At 35.5% G+C, this 22,213-nt stretch carries 16 protein-coding genes and 1 pseudogene; 15 read left to right on the top strand and 2 right to left on the bottom strand.

Annotated features, from left to right (window positions below):
- The 8 genes from ACFTQ7_RS08045 to ACFTQ7_RS08010 all read left to right on the top strand — a co-directional run bounded on the left by ACFTQ7_RS08045 (position 1) and on the right by ACFTQ7_RS08010 (position 10,401).
- Positions 1-2,325, top strand: coding sequence for an ABC transporter permease (locus ACFTQ7_RS08045; protein ID WP_386828243.1), 2,325 nt, complete (start codon positions 1-3; stop codon positions 2,323-2,325).
- A 497-nt stretch (positions 2,326-2,822) separates the two neighbouring features.
- Entirely contained in the window at positions 2,823-3,011 is a 189-nt protein-coding gene (locus ACFTQ7_RS08040; RefSeq protein ID WP_386828051.1) for a hypothetical protein, read from the top strand.
- A gap of 134 nt (positions 3,012-3,145) precedes the next feature.
- Positions 3,146-3,838, top strand: coding sequence for a stalk domain-containing protein (locus ACFTQ7_RS08035; protein ID WP_386828050.1), 693 nt, complete (start codon positions 3,146-3,148; stop codon positions 3,836-3,838).
- A 1,015-nt stretch (positions 3,839-4,853) separates the two neighbouring features.
- Entirely contained in the window at positions 4,854-5,402 is a 549-nt protein-coding gene (locus ACFTQ7_RS08030; protein ID WP_386828049.1) for a MarR family winged helix-turn-helix transcriptional regulator, read from the top strand.
- 93 nt (positions 5,403-5,495) lie between these two features.
- The gene (locus ACFTQ7_RS08025) at positions 5,496-6,692 is read left to right on the top strand and encodes an MFS transporter (protein ID WP_386828048.1); all 1,197 of its coding nucleotides are present in this window, start codon (positions 5,496-5,498) and stop codon (positions 6,690-6,692) included.
- Positions 6,693-7,254: 562 nt separating this feature from the next.
- Positions 7,255-8,214 (top strand): 2-hydroxyacid dehydrogenase, encoded by a 960-nt coding sequence (locus tag ACFTQ7_RS08020; RefSeq protein ID WP_386828047.1) that lies wholly within the window; start codon positions 7,255-7,257, stop codon positions 8,212-8,214.
- Positions 8,215-8,321: 107 nt separating this feature from the next.
- Complete coding sequence (locus tag ACFTQ7_RS08015; protein WP_386828046.1) at positions 8,322-8,696, top strand: cupin domain-containing protein; 375 nt, start codon at positions 8,322-8,324, stop codon at positions 8,694-8,696.
- Between the two features lie 451 nt (positions 8,697-9,147).
- Positions 9,148-10,401 (top strand): MFS transporter, encoded by a 1,254-nt coding sequence (locus tag ACFTQ7_RS08010; protein ID WP_386828045.1) that lies wholly within the window; start codon positions 9,148-9,150, stop codon positions 10,399-10,401.
- A 316-nt stretch (positions 10,402-10,717) separates the two neighbouring features.
- Here ACFTQ7_RS08010 and ACFTQ7_RS08005 read toward each other — a convergent pair.
- Positions 10,718-10,831, bottom strand: a pseudogene (locus ACFTQ7_RS08005) (alpha/beta fold hydrolase); the annotation flags it as partial.
- 490 nt (positions 10,832-11,321) lie between these two features.
- On the bottom strand, positions 11,322-12,935 hold the full coding sequence (locus ACFTQ7_RS08000; protein ID WP_386828044.1) for a PucR family transcriptional regulator: 1,614 nt from the start codon (positions 12,933-12,935) through the stop codon (positions 11,322-11,324).
- A gap of 309 nt (positions 12,936-13,244) precedes the next feature.
- Between ACFTQ7_RS08000 and ACFTQ7_RS07995 the strand changes: the two genes are divergently transcribed.
- The 7 genes from ACFTQ7_RS07995 to ACFTQ7_RS07965 all read left to right on the top strand — a co-directional run bounded on the left by ACFTQ7_RS07995 (position 13,245) and on the right by ACFTQ7_RS07965 (position 22,209).
- Positions 13,245-14,867: a lactate permease LctP family transporter gene (locus tag ACFTQ7_RS07995; RefSeq protein ID WP_386828043.1), complete on the top strand. Its 1,623-nt coding sequence runs from the start codon at positions 13,245-13,247 to the stop codon at positions 14,865-14,867.
- Positions 14,868-15,167: 300 nt separating this feature from the next.
- Positions 15,168-16,397, top strand: a complete 1,230-nt coding sequence (gene allC / locus ACFTQ7_RS07990; protein WP_386828042.1) for an allantoate deiminase — start codon at positions 15,168-15,170, stop codon at positions 16,395-16,397.
- Positions 16,398-16,424: 27 nt separating this feature from the next.
- Positions 16,425-17,228, top strand: a complete 804-nt coding sequence (allE, locus tag ACFTQ7_RS07985; RefSeq protein ID WP_197140910.1) for a (S)-ureidoglycine aminohydrolase — start codon at positions 16,425-16,427, stop codon at positions 17,226-17,228.
- A 124-nt stretch (positions 17,229-17,352) separates the two neighbouring features.
- On the top strand, positions 17,353-18,402 hold the full coding sequence (gene allD, locus ACFTQ7_RS07980; protein ID WP_386828041.1) for an ureidoglycolate dehydrogenase: 1,050 nt from the start codon (positions 17,353-17,355) through the stop codon (positions 18,400-18,402).
- Positions 18,403-18,419: 17 nt separating this feature from the next.
- Entirely contained in the window at positions 18,420-20,177 is a 1,758-nt protein-coding gene (locus ACFTQ7_RS07975) for an acyl-CoA synthetase FdrA (protein WP_386828040.1), read from the top strand.
- Positions 20,177-21,442: a YlbE family protein gene (locus tag ACFTQ7_RS07970; protein WP_386828039.1), complete on the top strand. Its 1,266-nt coding sequence runs from the start codon at positions 20,177-20,179 to the stop codon at positions 21,440-21,442. Before ACFTQ7_RS07975 ends, ACFTQ7_RS07970 begins: the two co-directional genes overlap by 1 nt.
- The gene (locus tag ACFTQ7_RS07965; RefSeq protein ID WP_386828038.1) at positions 21,439-22,209 is read left to right on the top strand and encodes an oxamate carbamoyltransferase subunit AllH family protein; all 771 of its coding nucleotides are present in this window, start codon (positions 21,439-21,441) and stop codon (positions 22,207-22,209) included. Before ACFTQ7_RS07970 ends, ACFTQ7_RS07965 begins: the two co-directional genes overlap by 4 nt.
- Positions 22,210-22,213: the final 4 nt, after the last annotated feature.

Raw genomic sequence — 22,213 nt, 5'->3', positions numbered from 1 at the left:
ATGAAATTGTTTTTTAAATTATTGAGGGACATCAAACAATCTATGGGGCAATTTATAGCCATAGTGATTATTATCGCAGTTGGTGCTTTTTTCTATGCGGGACTAGTAACGTATAGTACTAATCTAAGTGCTTATACGAAGGATTACTTCCAAAAACATCATTTAAGCGATTTAAATGTGTATTACAGTCACCTTTCTAAAAATGATGTGACGCGTTTGAGTAAAATTGAAGGGATCCATAAAATTGAAGGACGTTATACCTTTGATGGAACGCAAGCCTTTGAAGATTACAAAACTGCATTAAAAATACATTCGATCCCTGAAAACAATGAAATAAATACGCCTACTATCATTGAAGGGAATATCCCATTAAACAAGGGTGAGATTTTATTAGATTCTCACTATGCAAAAGAACATCATTATCGTGTTGGCGATCAATTCACAATCAAAGCGAATGACAGAAATCTTGATTTTACAATTAGTGGTTTGGGTGAGAATGTGGAATATGCAAAAAAGAACGAAATTCAAGACCATAAAACTTATGGGGTAGCTTATATTGCTGAAGAAACATTACCTGAAATCTTAGATGGCTTTTATTATAATGAGGTCATCATTGATGCCAAAAAAGGGCAAGATATTGAACAATTAGGCAAATCAATTGAGGTACAATCTAAACAGCTCAGTTATTTAGATCAAGTAAACAAGGAACGGACTTTGAATTATTCTAAAATCAATCAAACGATATATAATAATAACTTAATGAGTAAGGTTATACCTTTTGTTCTCTTTTTGATTGAAGCGGTTATCCTTTTTCTAGTCATGTCGAGGACGATCGATTCTCAAAGAATTCAAGTTGGTATTATGAAGGCTTTAGGTGTGAAAAATAGCAACATTATGCTTCACTATATGGGATACCCTGTGTTGGCAAGTATACTAGGCTCAATCATTGGCTGTGTTCTGGCCGCTTTCGTTTTTATTCCTTTAGTAACGACGTCGTGTGCAAGGGCCTATTCTTTGCCTGACATTAAATTCTCGCTCTCTCTATTTTCAATCATTCCTCCGATTATTTTCTCAAGTGCTTTTGGAGTACTAGCATGTTACTTAAGCGGTAGAGCTATATTAAAAGAACGGGCAGCACAAGCTATGCGTCTTAAACCGCCAAAGAAGATGAAAAAGCTATTGATAGAAAGAGTTCCAGGTTTCTGGAGTTCAATTTCCTACAGTAATAAACTCATATTAAGAAATATATTTTTAAATAAACAAAAGGCTTTAGCGAGTTCGATTGGTGTTGTTGTTAGTACGGTTCTACTAATCACTGCTTTCGGTACTCAGGCATCCTTGCTGAAAGTAGCTAATCAAATTGAAGATGTTTATAGCTATGATTTAAAAGTAGATTATACGATCGGTACATCTCCTAATATGATAAAACAACCTCCTGGTATGAAAGAAAGTTATTTTTTATCCACTTTTCCTATTGAAATCATCAAAGACGCTGAAAAAGAAAATGCTACTTTAATTGTAACTAAAGAAAATAACAATCTCATTCATCTCTTTGATGAAAAGAACAATAGCATACCTTTAGAAAATAACGGCTTACTTGTACCCAAATCTTACGCGGATCAATACGATATTTCAAAAGGGGATTTTATCAAAATAAAGTTCACATCGCCCGAGCTTAAAAACACTACTGTAGATATGAAAGTTTTAAATATATCTACACAATACTCGAATCCATCGTTTTATAGTACACCAGAGTACTTAAAGAGCTTTAACATAGACTACAATCCAACCTCGCTTTTAGTTCAAGCAAATAGCGCCGCGGATCTGATGAGTGTTCGTGACTTTTTTGAACGAGATCGTTATGTAGAAACAATTGCAGATAAGAATGATTTGAAAAAATCAGCTCAATACATTGTGAAACAAAACAGTTTTGTTTTTATCATGTTCATCACAAGTGCCATCATACTTTCCTTTGGCGCCATTTATACGATATCTTCCATAAACATTTATGAAAGGAATCGTGAGCTTGCAACGCTTAAGGTACTAGGCTATCAAAAAAATAAAATAAACAGACTAATATTTTTGGAAAACATTATATTAACTTCATTTGCGGTCATTGTGGCTTTACCGATTAGTGTTTATGTTTATAAAGTTATTGTCAAGGCTCTATCAAGCACCCATCAGCAAATCCCTGATAAATTAAATATTTTAATCATTTTGGTTTCTGTATTGCTTGCATTCTTACTGACGATTGTTTCTAATTTACTTCTTAGAAGAAAAGTTACGAAAATCAATATGATTGAATCGTTAAAAAGTGTGGAATAAGCCTTTTAAGATGATCGGACAATATAGCAGTTTTATCCCAGATGCGAAGGTAGCTCATAGCTAATTACAGGAGTGCTGGGGAGGACTTTCCAATAACTCATCTTTCGCCAACATTCGAATGAATGAGGACTTTTAAAGATCTTGGCTTGTTAAACTTAAGCCTGCGTTTGTTTAAGTACATTTCTTCATGAACTAATTAGTATTAAAGCTGTCTTAAGGCCATATACAAACCCCACTCTCGATTTTGAAAGTGGGGTTTGTATATGGCAAAAGAATTGGACAACTTTTTTAAGTAAACAATGTTTTCTATGTATTGGGGTTTCGAATTTAGTTAAAAGGTTCGTGTGTAATAGATAATCCCTTATGTTTAGGTCATATGATTAAAAACACTTGAAGAATATGGTAGAATAAAAAGGGGTTAAAAAGGTTTAATTTAACAACAAAGAAATATTTATACTAAAATTCAAAACAGTATATTTGAATTGGAGAATACCTTTATGAAATCGATATTAATTAAAATTAAAGAATATTTTATAACTAGTGCTCCGAAACCTCCTAAAAATGCTTGCTATTTTTGTAAACGAAAAGCAACTGATTTAAGAAATTATCGGAATGAAAAAAATAAAAAAATTAAAGTATGTTATCTATGTGTTGAATATGCTGAAAGACGTGCCTATCGTAAATAATCTTGCTGCTTTTGGGATTAAAAAAGGGTAATGAAAATTGTATAAATAGCTTGAATAGTTGAACAATATCTTGGTATATAGTATGTAATTTTTGGTATAATTACATATAACTATGTATATTAAGGAGTGATAATATGAAAAAAATACTTATAGTAACTAGTTATTTAGGCTTTTTTATATTAGGAGGATTAACCTTTACATACCTCTCAACAACGGAAGCGGCAAGCAATTTGAAAAAGATTAGCGTATTTCAGGATACAATCAATTACTATTTTGATAAGGTTGAAAAAAAACCACAAGCGGGTCAATCGGGCTTTATTTATGAAGGTACTACTTATGTGCCAATGCGTTTTGTTGCTGAATCATTAGGGAAAAAAGTGACATGGGATGGAAAATCAAAATCCGTTTATATTGGTGATGTTCCAAAATTCGTCGCTTTAAAAGATGTAAAGCCTATTGGGAGTGATGAGGATCACTTCTTCCATAACGCAAGCTCTATTGTGATTAGTACAGGTGAAAAGTTTGAACGATCCTATCAACTTGGTGGATATCATGGTGGAGGGGCTGTACAAGATCATATTGTTGAATACTTAGCGAATGGAAATTACAAAGGATTCGAAACGTATTTAGCACCAGTTAAAAAGTTATCGGCGGGCTCTTTCGGCGTAGGTTATATGAAAATTTACGCGGATAATAAATTGATTTATGATAGTGGATCGATAAAAGACAAGGTAAAAGTTAATGTTAAGTTAGACGGTGTTTCAAAAGTGAAGTTTGAAATGGAAGGCGGTGGCTTAGGTATATTAGATCCTAAATTTATTCAATAATTCAAAGTAAATATAGAAGAATCTGAAGCCAATACAGCATGTGTTCGGTGATAAAAAAGAAAGAACGAGGAGACTCACTCATACGTTCTTTCTTTTTTTGCTTTAGGTCTCGTAAAATATATAATTATCAAGCTTGTTTGGGTACTACTACCATGTATCTTGACTTGTCCTCGTATCCATAAGTCATCCATGGTATCGTATCATTTAAGGTATTTATTGAGGAGGTATTGGTTTATGAAATGGAGTTTACATAAGAAATCCTATCTATTTTTCGTTGTTTTACTATTAATCATTGGGATTCTTGATATGTTAATAAAGCAATCTATAGTAAGCTACTTCTTTATTCTGTCTTTTTTCCCCTTTACCTATTTTGTTCTCTTTGAAGAGATTAAATCTGACGATGAAAAGGCGAAGGTACTGCGAAACAAGGCAGCATATCATACGATCTTAATCTTATATTTGTCGATTTTAATTTTATATCTTATCTCAGAGCTCACTTTTATAAAAATTGATCATATATTTACTATTTACGCCATTTTGGTTATTAGTTATACAATGAACCTGTTGGTTTTGACAAAAAAGAATAAAAGATAACAATTACTTTGTACTATTAAAGATAAGTGAATGTATGTTTTTGTTATAAAAACAGTAACTTATCTTTAATGTCGCACATTATAGGATAATTAGTACATCACTTTTTTATAAGTGGTGTACTTCTTTGTTTTGTAAGTTGGTGTATTCATTAATGTATTAGGTGGGGCTTGTGTCACTGATCATGAGTGTCAAATTAAGATGGAATGTATCGGATGCTATGCAAAAATTCCTCAATCAGAAATAAAGGAAGTACTAAAACAATAAGTGAGGTTCATTTGAAATATGGGAAGCACCGTTCTAAATGAATACTTTTTGTGTTGCTTTAGATTAAAGAAATTTATGGTAATAATACTTCTTGCATCAATTTAGATTTTTAGTTAGAATGGTATATAGTTAGATAATCTAATTAAAAGGTGATTAAATGACAAAATTTAAAAAAATGACCACTAATGAAGATGATTTACCCGTATTAGGCCTAGAGCCGTATATTGAGTTGATTCAAACGACTTCTTCGACTAATACGGATCAAGAAGATGCAAAATTAGGATTAATGTTGTTGTGGTTAAGTGACTACGTTTTAGATGTAATGGATATTGAGCTGGCTCCTTTCGGAATTACAGAAAGTAAATTAGACTTACTAATTTTACTTACACTACATGGTGAAAGACGGGCGACTCCTTCGGCTATAGCTGAACGATTAGGGATTACGAGGGCATCGGCAACTTCAATGATAGATTGGTTAGAAAAGAGAAATCTTGTCGTTCGGAATCATAGTAAAGAAGATCGTAGGAAAATTTATGTGAGTTTAACAGATGAAGGTCGTACTTTTGTTGCTGAGATTTTGCCAACTTATTGGTCGTCTTGTGCTTCTAACATGATTGATTTGGAACCCGATGAACGAAAAGTCTTTGAGAAGCTGGTTAATAAATTATTAAAATCTATACAAAGAAGACTTGAGGTGGAACGTTAAACTGTAGCTTCGTTGGTGCAGTTTAATTTTTTTAATCATTTAATTAGATTATCTAACTATAAGTCAATCGAATCAAAAAGGGTGGTTTATTGTATGAACAAAGCAATTACAGGAAACCAAGTGAATTATTCTCTGATGACAATTATTTTATCTTGGTCAGGGATGGTAGTTATGTCTAGTTTATATTTAACAATACCTCTTATTAGTCTTTTCAGTGATTATTATCATATTTCATTGTCCAAAGCAGGCATCACTTCAAGTATTTTTTCACTTGGATTTGCTACAGGGTGTTTTTTCTATGGAGCTATATCAGAAAAATATGGACGAAAAAATGTGATTGTTATGGGACTTTTTTCATTAAGTATTATAACGTTGCTATTAGGAATGGTTGCTGATTTTTCTTTAATTCTACTACTAAGAGGGTTACAGGGACTTGCGGCGGCTACATTTTCACCAGTAGCACTTGCATATACTCTTGAGGTATTTCCAAATGATAAAAAAGTAGGAGCAGTTGGTTTTATAAGCACAGGGTTTCTTGTAGCTGGTATTGTAGGTCAGGTATTTAGCGGATATGTTAGTGAACATACTCATTGGCATGTAATATTTTATGTTCTTTCTATAGTATATATTTTTACTGCCTTCCTAGTATCGTGGTTTATACCAAAAGGAGTGGTTCATAACCAAACCAAAAATATATGGGAGCCCATGAAAAAGATCGGTACTATTTTTACCAATGGAAATTTATTATTCAGTTATATGATTGCATTCGTTCTATTAATGTCATTTGTCAGTATGTATATTATTTTGGGTGAGTATCTTACGAGTGCTTCTTTTGGAATGAGTAGTCAGAAACTAATTTACATTCGATCTTTTGGTATTTTAGGAATGATAATGTCACCTTTTGCAGGGAAATTAGCAAAACGATTCAATGTGTTGTTTGTACTTAAAGTTGCCTTGACTCTTTCGATTATCGCACTAATCATGATGAGCGTTATTTCAAACATAATTGGTTTATCCATCATTAGTATCATATTTGTTAGTGGAATTGCTCTTTCTGTCCCTTCATTAGTGACACTTGTTAGTCAATTAGGCTGGAAAATGGGTGGCATTGCAGTCTCTATGTACACGGTTATTTTATTTGCTGGAACAAGTGTTGCGCCCATTATATCTGTTTACTTTATGAAAACTGGTAGCTTTACATTAGCATTCATTCTTCTTGCTACAACACTTAGTATCGGATTAGTTTCTGCAATGATGATAAAAATGCAAACTAAGAAAATCCTAAATTGATTATTGATGGACTATCAGCATCAAAAAGCATCTTCCCTTTTAATAAAAAAATCATCATTGACTTTTAAAATAAGGCAACTTGTTTTAGAAAGCAATTTAAAATGATTGCTTCAGACTAAACAAACCAATTAAACTAGCTATAACAGTCCGTTTACCTTTGAGGTAGACGGGCTTTTTATTGAATATAGAGAAAAAAATACCATGCGGAAAGCAGAAAGAGAAAGTCCTCATAAGATCGATAAAGCATAGGTTCCCTAGTTATTTTACGTATTTGTTTTTGTCAAAAACATGTAATGTTGTTTCTATTTTTGTTAAAAGTGAACAATGTTATTTGAATGCTCCTATCTTACAATTGCATTAAGGAATACCATAAGGAAATAGGAGAAAGTAGAAGTGGGTAAAAATGAAAATACTTTGTTTTTTGTGCAAAACATACAAAGTGAAAACTGAAATTTCATTCACCTCTTCATATGTGATTTTAACGGGGATCTTTCTATTTTTAAACTATGGTACCTAGTTAATCAACAGACGTATTGCAAAATAATAGGAGGGAATTGATGACATGTTAGTTAAATTATTAGAACCATTAAATGTTTCGGATTCAATCATTGAAAAATTAGCGGAACCAATTAAACAGCGAGGTCATGAATTTGTTTATTACAACGAGAAAACAACAGATTCGGCAGAATTAGCAAGACGTAGTGAAGGTGCAGATGTTATTATGATTGCTAATAATCCTTATCCTACAGAAGTCATTGATAAAAATGACAATGTAAAACTAATCAATGTTGCCTTTACAGGTGTTGATCATGTAGGGATCGCTCAAGCTAAAAACCAAGATATTATGGTATGTAATGCTGCTGGTTATGCAAATCAAGCAGTTGCGGAAATAACAATTGGTTTAGTATTAGATGTGTATCGTCATATTACTCAGGGGGATAAAGAGATTCGTGTCGCTAATTTCCCAGGAGCATTCCAAGGTCGTGAAATTAAAGGGAAAACAGTTGGTTTGATTGGTACAGGTAAAATTGGCATGATGACGGCTCATTTATTTAAAGCATTTGGCGCAAAAATAGTGGCTGCAGACCAATCCCGAAGAAATCCAGAAGCTGAAGCTTTAGGAATCGAGTATATGGAATTAGATGAGGTATTAAAACAATCTGATATTGTATCCTTACATATTCCGTTACTACCAAGTACAAAGGGATTAATCTCTAAAGAAAAATTAGAATTAATGAAGGAATCAGCTATTTTAATCAACTGCGCACGAGGTCCGATTGTTGATAATGATGCATTGGCGGATGCATTAAATAAAGGGCGAATTGCAGGGGCTGGTATCGACGTTTTTGATATGGAACCACCTATTCCTGAAGACTATAAACTATTACACGCTAAAAATGTAATTTTAACACCACACGTAGGTTTCCTTACGAATGAAGCGATGGAATTGCGTGCTACAATTGCATTCGATAACACGATCGCATTTTTAGAGGGTAAACCTCAAAATATTATGAAAAGATAATTCCTTGATGTATTTTTGCAAATCCGACAAGTTTTTATTTGTTGTTTAATAACGCTAAATCATTTGGGTATGGTGAAGTTGGAAATTTGAAACAAGGAGAAAATACTATGACATTTAAAAAAATAGCAAGAAATGATTTGAAAAACCGTATTTTCCATTGGCCAGATATTCAAGAGTTTAGAGATGAAGAAGCGACAAAACATATTTTCTATGAAACACCTAATACTGTTGGAGCTGTCTGGTGCATGCGTCCAGGACAAGATTTGCCCATTCACTCGCATAAGCAAGCGGATGATATTTGGATTGTTATTGAAGGAACTGCAGATTTTTATCCAGAATGTGGTGAAATGGTGCAAATTAAAGCTGGTGATGTTGTTGTTGCACGTCCGGGTGAAAAGCACGGTATGACAAATAATTCTGATAAAGATTTTGTAATGTTAGGAATTGCGGGTCCAACACCAATTGGTTTTATTCCGCATTAATAGTATTGAGTTAACTTTCACGTCTGTTGGTTAACTAGTTTTCATCGTAAAAAAGAGAGGTTAACACGATTTCACGGGAATAAGTGGATCTTACAATGAGGCTGTCCCAAAAGTCAGATTTACATCTGATTTTTTGGCAGCCTTTTTATTATATGTCCAACAAAATTTACTAGGGAAGCGGATTGAGGAAATAAAAAAATTCCTCAATCCGTTTTTTTTATTAGTCTTTTTAGACAATCCCTCGAAGTTCAACAGTAAAACAAAGAGAGGATTCGTACGTTTGGTCAAAATTGAAACTATTTTAAAAATTCCATTTTGTCTAAAATGTGCAAAGTTATTTTTATTTTTGTTCAAAATGAACAATGTTATTTAGTTGCTCGTAACCTACAATCAAGTTAGTAATAACATAAGTAACAACATAAGTAAATACAAAAAAATGGGAGTGTCAACCATGGAACAAACAGTTAAACATGACCCGAATTATTACAAAAAAATCATTTTTGCACTGTGTTTAGGTTGGGTAGCTATTTGGATTTATCGTACAATACTTACACCAATATATCCACAAATTCAAGAATCGCTTGGTAATATTAGCGATACTCAAGTAGGACTTATTGCCTCTATTTATTTCTTTGCCTATACGGGTATGCAAATTCCATCAGGAATACTCGTTGATAAATTTGGACAAAAACGAGTATTAATCCCTGCGTTTATCATTTTTGCATTAGCAGCATTCGTCATTGGATCAAGCACGACAATCACACAAGTTTATGTAGGCGCCTTAATGGCAGGTCTTTCGACTGGCTCATACTATGGTGCGGCTTTCTCTCTATCAGCTAAATATATGCCAAAAGATAAGAAAAGCTTTTCTAATGCGATCATCAACAGTGGTTCGGCATTAGGGATGGTTATTGGTCTAGTAGGCTCATCAGTATTAGTAGGTGGCCTTGAAATCCAATGGAATTACATGCTTTATATTATAGCGGTCTTAATAGTAGCAGTAACATTTGTGTTTGCGTTATTTGTTAAACAAGACAAAAGAACAGCTACAAATGAAACTTCTGAAGATAAGGAAACAACACAAGCCACAGTATCTAAAGGCGTAGAATTATTCTCGCTAAAAAAATTAGTTATTTATTTCGTCTATTTTGCAACATGTTATGGTTATTACATGATTGTGACATGGTTACCATCATTCCTTGTCGCAGAAAAAGGATTCGAACAAGGTTCAGTAGGATATGTAGCTGCTTTAGTTGCAGTCACAGCAGTACCTGGTGCATTGATATTTTCTAAGTATATTGACAAAAATGCACATATGCGTCAGAAATTAATTATCTTCTTGTTAATTGGTGCAGCCGTAACAATTAGTTTAACCGTATTTGCACCTAACCCTTCTGTCCTTTATGCAGCATTAGTTTTATACGGTTTATTAGGTAAACTTGCCATTGATCCAGTTTTAATCACATATGTAACGGATTCAGTACCTTCCAACAGCATGGCCAAAGCACTAGGTATCTTTAACTTCTTTGGAATGACTTCATCAGTTATTGCGCCAACTCTTACAGGTTATATTGGTGATATCACTGGTTCGAAAGTATTAGCATTCTATATTGCAGCAATACTTCTTGCAGCAGCAGCGATTTTATTCTTCCTTGCCGTGATGGTGAAAGAGAAGAAAACAATCAATCCCCTAACTAATGAATAAAGTAAAACTACCTATCAGTGGAGGTTTAATACATCTCCTGCTGATAGGTAGTTTTGTTATTGCTGTCCAAAGGCAACGAGGTCTTTCCATGAAGAAAAATTCTCTAGATGAATTATACAACTCCATGCAATCCGAGTTCGATATAACGACGATAATAGTATGAAAACTTTTATCATTGTTTAATAATGTGGATACCTTTTGGATTGTTGTTTTCCTTTGCAGCATTTGGATTAGATGTAGTAGAAGGAAATAAAATCATAACGTCGGGATATGCACTTATTTATTTGTTTGTTGCGGCATCTTTTACGTTTATTTACGGAAGTGCTGGATTACCGGAACTGGACATAATGGATGTGAGCGATAATACCCGTTCAGGATACTCACTAGCTGCAACCTGGGCGATCATTCCGCCCATAGACCTGCCAACGAGGACACAGCTTTTGCCATCCCGGGCGCCGAGCTAATGTTGGTTGACGGCATGGGTCACGACCTGCCGCACCAACTGTACAAAGTAATCGCTGATGGCATAGAGCGTACGGCTTGTCGCAATTGATACGCGTCTACTGAGTGGCAACTAGCAGGAGTCCTGCGGTGCCCAATGGGGCTGAGGGCTTCAGGGGAGTAGTGCTAATCAATTTGCACCCTAGGCTCATACGATGCGGGTGGAAGCGGCGATGTTCTTTGAAGAGGTGTTAAAGCAGCTTCATGTCATTAATTAATGGGTCTCCTAACAGATAATTCATTTAAACGTATATGTGGATTCAATCGAATAAGCGCCGGTTTCATGATAACATCGTGAGTAGGAGCTACACTATTTGCTTGCTCATAATTGAGGTGGGGAAGCAAGTATTTCGGTAAAATAGGCAAAAAAAATCCCGCTAAAAAGCATTCATAACAGCTTTTTAGCGGGATATTTTAATTTAAAAATTTACTTTCTCTGACGCAAATAATGCTAATCGTAGATCCAATGAAATATCAGGCGATTCGATAGACTGACCTAAAATCTCTTCACATTTTTTAATACGATATTTTACCGTGTTCCGATGAATAAATATATCTTCTGAAGTCTTTGTCAGATCACAATGATTCGCCAAATAGATTTTCAATGTATGTTTTAGTTCTTTTTCTTTTGTCGTTTTCGGATAGGCTAATGAACCTAGTGTATACGTGATAAACGGTTTTAATTTATTGGCTGGAATGAGTTGTAACAATTCTTCTACACTTTTAGATTTATAGAGTTCTATAAATTCAACTTTACTACTTTCAGACTTATGATCAAAAGCTTCATTCGCTTCAAAATAAGAGAGTGGTAAATGTGAGAATTCAGTAACTTCATTCCCAATACCGAATGACAGTGTGCTATTAAAAAGTTTTTGATACTCTTTTTGGATATATTTGCAGTAATCTAAATAATATTGATGTTTAGTTTGTAATAGTATCGTAAATCGATGATTACCTGGAGACCTATAAACACTGATAGAAGGATCAATGTCAGTCAACTTATGTGTTAGCCATTCAAAAGTCATTTGATAGCGCTCATTCAAATAGATATTATTTTCCACATCCCTTTCTTGATCAATCGCACAAACGATCACTTGATAGAAATTGGATGGTTGAATAAGGTGTTTTTTTAAAAACTCAGGGTGCTGTTTGACTGAAATAAGATTATCAGGATGTTCAGACATCAATGTTTCGAAAAACCGGTTTACATCTTGTTGTTCGGCTTCTTTGATTTTACTATTTTTATAAATGGCGAGACTAAGTGTATTTACGGCTTGTTCTATGGCAAGCAGACTAAATGGATAAGTGAGCGTATTAACATTTGAAACCATCAAATAGTACGGAAAATATTTAAATGCTGGAACTTCAAATATAATATGTTCTTCTTGGAAAGATGCTTTATTATTAGGTGAAATTTGCTTGGAATTAACACATCTTTTGAAGTAACTAAGATTTTTCTGAATTTGCTCTGAGTGTTCTTGGAAGTGATGGCTCATCGATTTAATTTGATGAAAAGGATTTAAGAGCATCACAGGGACTCTAAGGAGTCTGCTCATTCGTTCAATCATCATTTCCAAGCTCAAACCTCTCATAAGCATTGTATTTAATTCTTGTTGGATATCTAATGCAAAATATAACTTTTCAGTTTCTTCATCCAAGATATAGGATGACATATGATGCGTAATGGATCCAAGGTTCCAACTATCAGGGATTCTAATAATGGGGAATTTTAACTCGTTTGCATATTCTATTACTTCATCATCAATTTTTTCTAAAAAGCGCGATAATTTAACGCCTATGCCAGCAACTTGTATATCATTTAATTCTCGAACGAGATCCTTTAATCCGGATTGGTCGTGTTGATAACACATACCCGTAGTGACGATAAATGAATGAGGTGCTGTGAAATTTTTTATATCAGGCGTTTCCGTAATATCGACCATTTCTACTTCTCTTTCTAAATCTCCCTCATCATTTAATAATGTTAAATCAGAAAATTGTTGGACAGACATGATTTCTTTTAATGTTGTCATAAGAATCATCTCCTTTATATTTGTTAGAAAAAGCCAAAATATGAATTAAATATGTGAGATGCTACAAGGATAACCTATCACTCTGATTGTATACTATTTTTGAAAGTTATTATACGTATAATTCTTTATTTCGAAATAGTAAAGGAGAATCATATGCTTGAACTAGGTCAGAATATTCTACGTGATGCTTTGTTTTTTGAAAATCGGGTTACAACAAGGATAGCATGCTAAAGTAGCTTGAACAAAGAAATTCACCTTTGCACAACTAAACCGTGTTAGGAATAACTACGTTAGAAAGAAGTGACAACGATGTGGGATCAACAATACAATCCACTTGGAAACGAAATAGTGAGTGGCATCATAGCCTTTCTTCCTATACTCCTATTTCTACTTAGTTTAACAATCTTTAAATTAAAAGGGATTTATGCAGCAGCATTAACTTTAGGTGTTACCATTATCATTACAGTCGGAGTCTTCGATATGCCGATAACTAAAGCGTTTGGAGCAATTATTCTCGGAACAGGTAAAGCATTGTGGCCCATCGGTTATATCGTCATTATGGCTGTTTGGTTGTACAAAATTTCTGTGAAAACTGGAAAATTCGAGATCGTCCGAGGGAGTATAGCGAATATTACCGAGGATCAACGACTTCAATTATTGCTTATTGGTTTTTGTTTTAATGCCTTCTTGGAAGGAGCGGCCGGATTAGGTGTTCCAATCGCTATTTGTGCAGCTTTACTAGTGACGCTTGGTTTCAATCCCATTAAAGCTGCTGGCCTTTGCCTAATCGCCAATGCCTCTACAGGCGCATTTGGAACAGTTGGAATTCCAGTCATTACTGGTGCTGAAGTCGGTGGGATGGAAACGTTAGAACTGTCAAGAATGACAGGTTATCTTTTACCTTTGATTTCATTTCTCGTTCCTTTTCTCCTCATCTTTATTTTAGATGGTATCAAAGGAATAAAAGAGATATTCCCAGCCATTTTGGTCGTCAGTAGTGTCTATTCAGGGCTTCATTTACTTACGATTACTACGATCGGGCCAGAACTTGCGAATATTATTCCTTCTTTAATTAGTATGGTGGTTTTAGCCTTATTCTTAAGGAAATGGCAACCAAAAACGATTTACCATGAACCTGGAGTAGAACTATCAGGAAATTTAAAAAACTATTCTATGAAAGAGATTTTGGTAGCTTGGTCACCATTTTATATCCTCACTGGTGTTATAGCCGTTTGGAGCTTGCCTGCATTTAAACAATTATTTGTAGATGGTGGTGCACTTGATTTTACGACTGTCGCATTGAAAATTCCCGGATTACATGATCAAATCATGCGTATACCACCGATCGTAACAGAAGCGAATTCTATACCAGCTATCTTAAATATTAACTTTGTTTCGGCAACGGGAACGGCGATTTTATTGGCTATCATTTTAACGAGTGTCCTGTTTCCTGCGTTAAACATCAAACAAACCGTTCATTTGCTAGGTGACACGATTAAAGAACTATGGTTACCGATTTTTACAATCGTACTTGTAATGGCTTTTGCAAATCTTTCTGACTTCTCTGGGCTTAGCACTTCTCTAGGACTGGCACTTGCCAAAACGGGTGAATTCTTCCCATTTGTTAGTCCAGTATTAGGATGGATTGGTGTCTTTCTAACGGGATCGGTTGTAAATAATAACGCACTATTCGGTAGCTTACAGGTAGTTACCGGGACGCAGATCGGCATCTCACCATCATTGCTAATGGCAGCTAATACTGCTGGGGGAAGCGTAGCAAAATTGATTTCACCACAATCTATCGCGATTGCAGCAGCAGCCGTTAATCAAACCGGGAATGAATCAAAAATCTTTCAATATACAATACGATATAGCTTAGGCTTGCTCCTACTTGTATGTATCATGACACTCGGGCTATCGTTTATCCTCTAATCATTTTAATAATGACTATACCACATAGTAAATCTAAGTTTTCAAATAGATTTACTATGTGGTTTTTGTTTTTTAGTAAGGATAAAATTGAATATTTACTCCACTCACACGCCTTCTTAGACCCTTCCCATAATCAATAGCTAACAACGTTCTTATTTACTGCGAGCTACTTGCTCCTTATGAAAAATTATTTGTCTAAAGTGCATAAAAAGACCATCCATTATTGTTCATTGTGTCAATGAATGGTTATGAGTATGGACCTATAATAAAAGTGTACTAGAAGGAAGGAGTGAAAGAGTAATGGATATTCAATCAACTTTTCAATCTTTAGATAAGAAATTCACAAGTTTTGGTGGTTTAGAACAAGGTGGGATTACACGCCTATTATATTCTCAAGAATGGAATGAAGCCGTTCGTGAGCTGGAAGCAACATTCAAAGAAGAAGGCTTAGAAGCAAGTTTCGACGATATAGGTAACTTAACTGGGCGTCTTGTTGGAAGTAAATATCCGGAAGAAACCATTTTAACAGGATCACATATCGACACAGTAGTTGAAGGTGGTCATCTAGATGGACAATTCGGTATCTTAGCTGCACTGGTGGCTGTGAAATATTTAAAAGCTAAACATGGCCAACCACTACGCTCATTAGAAGTATTATCGCTTGCAGAAGAAGAAGGTAGTCGATTCCCTTACACATTCTGGGGTAGCAAAAACTTCTTTAACTTAGCTAAAAAATCGGATGTTGACACAATCGCAGATGCTGAGGGCATTAAGTTCGAAGACGCGATGCGTAAATCAGGCTTCGATTACCGAAAAACGACTGACGTTCGTAATGACATTAAAGCATTTGTTGAAATTCATATTGAACAAGGTAAAGTGTTAGAGACAGAAAACAAAACAATCGGTGTTGTTAATGGCATCGTTGGTCAAAAACGCTTCACGATCAACTTAAAAGGTGAAGCAAACCACGCTGGCACTACGCCAATGTCGTTACGTCGTGATACAGTTGTTGCCTATAGTGAAATTGTCTCTGACTTAACAAAACGTGCTAGAGAAATTGGGGAACCACTTGTGTTAACGTTCGGTCATGTCACACTTGTACCAAACACAGTAAATGTAGTTCCTGGTGAAATTACGTTCTCAGTAGACTGTCGTCATATTGATCAGCAACTATTAAATGATTTTGCAGCAGAAATCGAAGACAAAATTAAATTAGTCGCTGAAGTAAATAGCATGACTTATGACATTAATTTATGGATGGATGAGGCACCAACATTGATGGACAAAAAAATCGTTCAAATCATTGAACAAGCAGCAAAGAACAATGTAGGGGATCAATATAAAGTGATGCCATCTGGTGCAGGACATGACTCACAAATCTTTGCTCAATATGTTCCAACGGCGATGTTGTTTGTACCATCTATTGATGGAATTAGTCACAACATTAGTGAAGAGACGAAGATAGAAGACCTTGTTAAAGGTATTGAAGTATTAAGCGATGTACTTTATGAACTAGCATATAAAGAATAAAAATAATGAAAAAGGAGCCAGATACTTATGGGTTACTTAAATCAAGTTCAAGGATACAGAGAAGGTTTATTAGAAACACGTTCTGTCATTAAAAAAGACAATTATGCGGTAATCACACCAGATGGCTTAGTTAATAATGTTGTACCTGGTTTCAAAGATTGTGACGTAACAATCTTAGGATCCCCACGTTTAGGTGCAAGATTTGTAGATTACTTAGTAACAGTAAAAAACCAAGGCGGAAACAAAACTGGTTTCGCTGGTGATGGTATTCAATCTTTTGTATACGTTGTTTATGGCAAAATCAATGCTTTTGCAGATGGTAAAAGATACGAATTAACAGAAGGTGGGTACTTATATGTACCACCCCACTTACAGTTGACTTTTGAAAATAATAATAACGGTGAAGATAGCCGCTTATTCTTATACAAAAAACGTTATCAACCTCTTAAAGGACAACCTCTTAAAGGGTATACACCAGAAGTCGTGACAGGTAATGTGAACGACATCGAACAAGAGGCATATGAAGGTATGAAAGAAGTATTAATCCAAGACTTATTACCAAAAGAAATCGGATATGACATGAACATTCATATTCTTTCATTCAAACCAGGTGCTTCACATGGTTACATTGAAACACATGTTCAAGAACACGGCGCTTATGTTTTAAGTGGGCGAGGCATGTACAACTTAGACAACGAATGGATGCCAGTTGATAAAGGTGACTATATCTTTATGGGCGCTTATGTACCGCAAGCAACCTATGCAATTGGTTTAGATGAACCATTCTCATACATTTATTCAAAAGATGCAAACAGAGATATTGATTTATAAAAAGTGAATATATTTATCTCCGATAGTTATCCAAAGATAATATAGGCATCTTAGTTACAAATGAATAAATTCTAGATTATTTAGAATCTGACACAAAATATTAATTAAATGAGGAGTAAACAAGATGCGTGTATCTAAAGAAGAACTATTTAATTTAATGAAGCAAAAGTTTATGAAAGCGGGATTAAATGAAGAAGCGGCACATGATGTTGCAGACGTATTAACATACGCTGATCATAGAGGTATTCACTCACATGGTGCTGTACGTGTTGAATACTATTCTGAACGAATTGCAAAAGGCGGTATTACAACCAATCCAAACTATACATTTGAACAAACAGGACCAGCATCTGCGGTCTTTAATGGGGATAATGGTCCAGGTCACCAAATAGCAAAACAAGCGATGGAAAAAGCGATTGAAATGGCTAAAAAATCAGGTGTTGCCGTTGTTGGTATGAAAAACATCTCCCATAGTGGTGCTTTAGGTTACTTTGTTGAAATGGCAGCAGAACAAGATATGGTTGCTCTAAGTATGTGTCAATCAGATCCAATGGTCGTGCCGTTTGGCGGAACTGAACCTTATTTTGGGACAAACCCAATTGCATATAGTGCACCGTCTGCTGATGACCGTATCATTACATTTGATATGGCGACTACTGTTCAAGCATGGGGCAAAATCTTAGATGCAAGAAGTAAAAATGCATCGATTCCAGATACATGGGCTGTTGATGCTACTGGTGCACCTACGACGAATGCAAGAGATGTTCATGCACTTCTGCCAATTGCAGGTCCAAAAGGATACGGCTTGATGATGATGGTAGATATTTTATCAGGTAGTCTTCTAGGAGTCCCACATGGTATACATGTGTCTTCTATGTATCAAGACTTAACTAAAGGACGCGATTTAGGTCAAATTCATATCGTCATTAACCCTGCTTATTTCACAGATTTGAATGCTTTCAAGCTACAAATTACAACAATGCTCAATGAATTAAAAACACAGCCAGCGGCAGAGGGCTATGGAGAAATTTATTATCCAGGTGAACGCGGTATATTAAGAAGTAAGGAATATGATAAGGAAGGTATTGAAATCGTAGACGACATTTACAACTATCTTGTGTCAGACGACGTTCATTACGATCGTTATCATGGAAAAAATAGATTTGCAGAATAATAAATTGGAGGATCATCATGTTATACACAATTATAAAAGAAAACACTTATAAAGATTCCATCGTGTTAATGCTTTTATCCAACAAGTTGTCTGCAATTGATGGTGTAAACAAAGTATCGATCATGATGGGAACACCAGCGAACAAAGACATTTTTAAATCTTCTGGCTTAGGCACGGATGAATTAGAAAAAGCAAAGCCAAATGATATCGTCATCGTTGTAGATACAGATCAAGAAGAAAAAGTAGACGAAGTGAAAGAAGAAGTAGAGATCGCTTTAAAAGGTGAGTCTGATTCACAAGACGCATCTAAAGACCAAGAAGCACATAACTGGAAACGGGCATTGGAGCTTGCGAACAATCCGAACTTAGCGTTAATTTCTATTCCTGGTCAATATGCAGCAATGGAAGCGGAAAACGCATTAAACGAAGGTTTACATGTATTCATGTTCAGTGACAATGTTTCGAAAGAAGACGAAGTGAAATTGAAACAAAAAGCGCATGAAAAAGGGTTATTAGTGATGGGTCCAGACTGTGGTACCGCACTAATTCACGGCGTGCCTCTTGCCTTTACAAATAACGTCAACGAAGGTGATATCGGTATTGTTGGGGCATCTGGTACAGGAATCCAAGAAGTCACAACAATTATTGACCGTTATGGTAAAGGTGTTACAAACGCTCTTGGTACAGGTGGACGTGATTTATCGACGGAAGTTGGTGCTATTACGATGTTAGATAGCATCAAAGCGTTAAATCAAGATCCGAAAGTAAAAGTAATTACAGTGATCTCCAAACCACCTGCAGAGGAAGTACAACGCAAAGTATTAAACTTATTAAGAAATATTGATAAACCAGTTGTTACGCTATTTTTAGGTGACAAACCTTCCTATCAAGAAGAGAACATCTATCATGCTTATACACTTGAAGAAGCAGCAGTTGTAGCTGTCCAATTATCAAATGGGGACAAACCGAATTTTGAACCGACAACAGCTGAACATGTAAACGTACTATTACAAGAATCACAAGTTGGTATTAAAGGTTATTATTCAGGCGGTACATTAGCATCTGAAGCAGCGATGCTAGTGAGAGATGCTTTTAAAGATACAATAACGGAAGAACAGAACGATAGCTATGTTTTAAAAACAATACATCATGAAATTATCGATTTAGGTGATGATGTTTATACAAAAGGTAAACCACACCCGATGATTGATCCTGAAAAACGTATCGAAATGCTAGAAAAATCCGTCAACGACCCTGAAACAGCGGTTATTATGATTGATAATGTAATCGGTAACGGTGGTCATGAAGATATGGCCAGTGAACTAGCACCAGCAATCAAACGTATTTTGGATAGTGCACATCAAGATGGTCGTCAACTTGCAGTGCTTGCAACGGTTGTAGGTACAGCACAAGACATCCAAGGTTATGATAAACAAATTGAGATTTTAAAAGAAAGTGGTGCAATTATTTGTAAGACAAACGATCAAATGGTTCGCACAGCTATCCAACTTGTAGGCGGTAAAGTGGAACAACCTATTACTGATGTACAAAAATTTGACTATACAAAAGAAAGCTTAGTAGTGGATGAGAAAATTATGTCCTTCATCAATATGAAACCAAGCGTGATCAATATTGGGCTAAAAAGCTTTACGGAAGCTGTTCAAAACAGTGGCTCGGAATGTGTTCAATTTAACTGGCGTCCAATTGCTGGTGGCGATGAGAAGTTAATGAAAGTACTTCAATTCTTAAACTATTATGAAGGAGGTACAATCTAATGGGTTACAAAACAATAAATGAAGCGAACGAAGCCGTTATCCAGAAGATTATAGCAGCAGCACCATTTTTAACGGATGTTGTACCTGCAAAGTCTGTCATTCCTGAATTAGAAGAGTATGTGTTATTACATGCTGGACCTCCAATTAAATATGAAAACATGACAGATCCTATGCAAGGTTCCTGTGTTGGCGCAATCCTTTTTGAAGGGTGGGCAAAAGACGAGGAGGGTGCACGTGATTTACTTGAAAACGATAAAATTACGTTCATTCCTTGTCACCATGTGAATGCAGTTGGACCAATGGGCGGTATCACTTCACCTAACATGCCAGTCCTTGTCGTTATTAACAAAGAGAGTGGTAACGAAGCGTACTGTCAAATGAACGAAGGGATTGGTGCAGTATTACGCTTCGGCGCTTATAATGAGCAAGTTATCAATCGTTTACACTGGATGAAAGATGTATTAGGTCCAGTATTAAGTAAAGCCTTAAAAACATTTGATGGAGGCTTGAACGTCAACGTATTGATTGCTAAAGCTATTGCAATGGGCGATGAGTTCCACCAGCGTAATATTGCAGCTTCACTTGCATTTTTAAAAGAACTATCTCCAGTCATTGCATCATTAGAAGACGTTGAAAAAGAACAACGTACAGAAGTAATCCAATTTTTAGCTGACACAGACCAATTTTTCTTAAATATTGCAATGGCGACTGGCAAAGCGATGATGGATGCAGCACGTACGATCGAACACGGTACAGTTGTTACCGCAATGTGCCGAAACGGTGAAAACTTTGGTATCCGTATTGCTGGTATGGGAGACGAATGGTTTACTGGTCCTGTTAATACGCCACAAGGGTTATATTTCACTGGTTACTCAGCAGAAGATGCAAACACTGATATCGGTGATTCAGCGATTACAGAAACAATCGGTGTCGGAGGTATGGCGATGATTGCAGCCCCTGCAGTAACACGCTTTGTTGGTACTGGTGGATTTAATGATGCGCTTGAAACAAGTAATCAAATGACTGAAATCTGTATTAGCGAAAACCCTAACTTTGTTATTCCAACTTGGAATTTCAAAGGCGCATGTTTAGGTATCGATGCACGGAAAGTTGTTGAAACAGGGATCACACCAGTCATCAACACTGGTATTGCCCACAAAATTGCGGGTTATGGACAAATTGGTGCTGGTACAGTCCATCCGCCAATCGAATGTTTTGAGAAGGCAATCACGGCATATGCTGAAAAGCTAGGTTTTAAAGGATGAATTTACAAGCAAGTGCGATTGGTTCAATCGCACTTCAATTATTAAATGAAGGAAAAACTTTTACCGTGCATAGTATTTTTGAAAAAGGGTTAAATATTGTTGATCGAAATGGTGAATTGATATTTATTGGTACCAATGAAAATGGGACATTTCCGTTTGGGATTTTGCTTGATCCTCAAACGAAAAAAAGGTTAAAGAGCAATATTAAGGTAGGCGATACATTAATATTTCGCAATAATCGTCTTTTTCATAACCGTTTCGAAATGGTGTTTAATGTAAAAATACTACCGTTAAATATGGATTTTGAACATGCAAATCTAAATAAATTAAAAGAAAATTTACAATGCATTTCATTTACATCATATGACTCAACAGATTTTGAACGAGCACGTGTGTTGGCCTTGATCAATAGATTACATGACCCAACTCAAAATCTTGAGAAGACATTCCGTTATTTTATTGGACGTGGACAAGGTTTGACACCAACTGGTGACGATATACTGGTCGGCATATTGTACGGTCATTTTCTAAATAATTTTATCGAACATAAACATCTTGATACTTTAAAAGCGTTAATCAAGGAACCTTTAACGACCATTGTCAGTAAGCGCTTTTTAACATGTGCTCTAGATGGTGTATTTAGTTCGAAGATCACAACATTACAGCATGATCCATCTTTAGAAAGTATGGAAAGTCTTATAGAAGTAGGCTCTTCATCTGGGATGGATACGCTTTATGGCATTTACATGTCGTTAATTAAGGAGTGAAAGA

Origin of the sequence: Lysinibacillus sp. NPDC056959 (assembly GCF_042674095.1) — a bacterium.
In the GTDB taxonomy this organism is placed as follows: Bacteria; Bacillota; Bacilli; order Bacillales_A; family Planococcaceae; genus Lysinibacillus; species Lysinibacillus zambalensis.
The sequence above is the reverse complement of the archived record's forward strand: the minus strand, read 5'-3'. Positions and strand labels throughout refer to the sequence as shown.